Here is a 3,045-nt window from a genome sequence, read left to right as displayed (position 1 = left end):
TAATACACCCTGTTTTTTTTTACTATAAACTACTATTAATATGATATTTAAATTGAAAAATGAAAAAGCGGATATCTAAGAATCACTTCTAAGAATACCCACTAATAAATTATATTAAAATATAAATAATTCTGAAATACTATCATGCCATTCAAGTAATTCACTCTCGAAAAGTCCAATATTATACATATTCGCAAATTTAGACATATACTAATTAACATAAAGCAAATCTTTTATTTTGAAAAGTCCTTTTTTTTTGAAAAAATTTTTTAATTTAAATTTTTATCATGAAAAAGTCAATGACTGCAATAGTTTTATCTCACTAACTGGCTTCGAAAAAATTTTTTCTGAAAATCAAACCATTTTACTTTTCAAAAAAAGTGTTATAATCGCCAAGAATTTAAAATTTTCATTTTTGGAGGCATATGATGGTATTACGTGACTTTTTCATTTACTTATCAGAGAACAAATTATTAAACAGCGCTGCACAAAAATATGGTTTAAAAATGGGTGCTCAAAGTGTTGTTGCTGGCACAAGTTTACCAGAAGTTGTGCAATCGATTAAAGAATTAAACAAGGCCAATATTTCTTGTACAGTCGATAATCTAGGCGAGTTCGTCTACGAAAAATCAGAGGCAACTGCTGCCAAAAATAACATTTTAGCTGTTGTACAAGCTATTCATGATGAACAGCTTGATGCACACATCTCTCTTAAACCTTCACAATTAGGTTTAGATATTGATTACGCATTTTGCTATGAAAACTTAAAAGAAATCGTAGCTCTTGCACATCAATATAATATTTTCGTGAATTTCGATATGGAAAACTACGAGCGTTTACATAGCTCTTTTGAATTATTAGAGGAATTACACAAAGAGTATGATAACGTAGGGACAGTTATTCAAGCTTACTTCTTCGAATCAGAGGAAAATATTGAGAAATATAAAAACTTCCGCTTACGTATTGTAAAAGGTGCTTATAAAGAACCTGAAAATGTGGCTTATCAATCTAAAACTGATATTGACCATAATTACTTAAAACTAATTGAATATCATTTGCTACATGGTAAATTTACTTCGATTGCGACACACGATCATAATGTGATCAACCATGTAAAACAATTTGTGAAACAACATAATATTCCAAATGAAAAATTCGAATTCCAAATGCTATATGGTTTCCGTAAAGAAATGCAGCTAGACCTTGCTCGTGAAGGTTATAATTTCTGCACATACCTACCATTCGGTAATGACTGGTACGGTTACTTTATGCGTCGTTTAGCTGAGCGTCCACAAAATGTTGCACTTGTGACAAAACAAGTGTTTAACAAAAAAACGAACATGGCAATTGGCTTAGGAGCAGCAGCATTTGCACTTGGTCGCCTTTCGAAAAAAGGAAAATAATTATACAAACTTGAAGCTATCCATCAGTTTCGTGTTTTTATACTTCAGTTAGATCGTTCTATCCTTCACTTTCGGGAAACTATCCAAAAAAGCGAAAACATTGTTAATCAATGTTTTCGCTTTTTTTATTGAGCTTATAGTTTTTAACTCGATACTGTAAACTTTGTCGACGAATCCCCAACGCAGCAGCCGTTTTGGAGATATTGCCTTGATGAAAGTCCAACGCCTTCGAAATATAGTACTCCTCTACCTCTTTCATATAGACATCTAATGGTCGAATATCCTGTTGATTTTTAATGACAAACAAGTCACTCGTAGAAACCTCTTTTTCCGTCTCCTCACAAGAGCTTTGGATTTTCCATTTGAAATGCACTGGTAGCATATGTGATTCAACTATCGTTTCATTGGTGATTAATGAGGTTATTTCATCCAGCAGGACTTCTAATTCCTTTAAATTTCCTGGCCAATCATATTTTAAAAAGGTATCTCGTACTTCTTCTGAAAGCCCGTGAATAGATGAGCCAAAGCTATCACGATGTCTTTTGAAATAATCATCGATAAAGGGCATAATATCTTCTTTTCTTTCTCGTAAAGGAGGTACATAAATCGTAATACCTGAAAAAAGTCTGTAAAGCTTTTTGGATAGCTCATGCTTTTGAATCAAATCAATTGGATCTTTGCCAACACTAGCAATTAAAACATGCTGATGATTAGGATGATTATTAAAAAGTTCAACAATCTTTTCTTGTGCTTCTAAAGATAAATATTCAATGCGCTCAGCAAAGAAGGTTATTTTCTCCTTTTCCACAATATATTTTTCAAATTGTTTTAATACCGTTTTCTCATCTCGACGGCAAATTAAAGCAATAAACATATCATTTTGTACCTTTAGATCATGATGTATTCCCTCTGCAACCATATCAATCCCAGTACCTGATTCCCCTATTAACACAACAGGCATTCTACTTAGTGCCACAATTTTTGCTTTTTCAATGACATCCTTCATGACTGGTGATACAGCCGTGATGATGTCAAATGTCAATGGAGCGCCATACCTTCTCAATGGCTGATACATCATGTATTCAAGCTGTGTAATATCTCGGGCAAATTCCACAGCGCCTATTAAAGAGCCTTCATAGTGCAACGGATAAATATTGCTTATGTAGGTCACTTCTTGATTTTTTTTATTCCAATACGTTTTTTTTATATTGTGCACTGGCGTTTCAGAGCTGAGGACCTTATAAATATCGCTTTTTTCGATTTCAAAATCAATAATCTCTAAGGCTCGCCTCTCCTCAAATTCATCCTCATTAACGCCTTCTAATTCTCTCATTTTTTTATTGTATATAAGCAATTTGCCCTCTGTGTCTACAACGCAAATTCCCATATCGCCTTTTTCAATGACGTATTTATAAATACTTAGTAGTACATTGTTATCCATTTTGTCCTCCTGTAGTCCATTAAGCTTATTCTAACACCAATATGAAAAGCAGATGCAAAAATTAAAAAAGTTTTAAAATTTGAGTTGATTAATGCCAAATTATATTGCATTATATAATTAACACAAACTTAAAAGGTGCATAATCATTTGGCACTACTTATACCTGGGAGGAAACTGACATGATTCCATACAAACACGAAC

At 32.8% G+C, this 3,045-nt stretch carries 2 protein-coding genes; one reads left to right on the top strand and one right to left on the bottom strand.

Annotation, left to right across the window (positions count from 1 at the left end):
* Positions 1-428: 428 nt before the first annotated feature.
* Complete coding sequence (locus VK91_RS21895) at positions 429-1,403, top strand: proline dehydrogenase family protein (RefSeq protein WP_036074906.1); 975 nt, start codon at positions 429-431, stop codon at positions 1,401-1,403.
* Between the two features lie 103 nt (positions 1,404-1,506).
* Here VK91_RS21895 and VK91_RS21890 read toward each other — a convergent pair whose 3' ends face one another.
* Positions 1,507-2,844 (bottom strand): helix-turn-helix domain-containing protein, encoded by a 1,338-nt coding sequence (locus VK91_RS21890; RefSeq protein ID WP_048395890.1) that lies wholly within the window; start codon positions 2,842-2,844, stop codon positions 1,507-1,509.
* Between the last annotated feature and the right edge of the window lie 201 nt (positions 2,845-3,045).

The sequence above is a fragment of the Lysinibacillus sp. LK3 genome (assembly GCF_001043675.1).
In the GTDB taxonomy this organism is placed as follows: Bacteria; Bacillota; Bacilli; order Bacillales_A; family Planococcaceae; genus Lysinibacillus; species Lysinibacillus capsici.
This window is presented reverse-complemented; position numbering and strand designations above follow the sequence as displayed.

Bases quoted from the DNA above. Each gene is read 5' to 3' on its own strand.
- VK91_RS21895 (WP_036074906.1), top strand. From the start codon at position 429: ATGGTATTACGTGACTTTTTCATTTACTTATCAGAGAACAAATTATTA.
- VK91_RS21890 (WP_048395890.1), bottom strand. From the start codon at position 2,844: ATGGATAACAATGTACTACTAAGTATTTATAAATACGTCATTGAAAAA.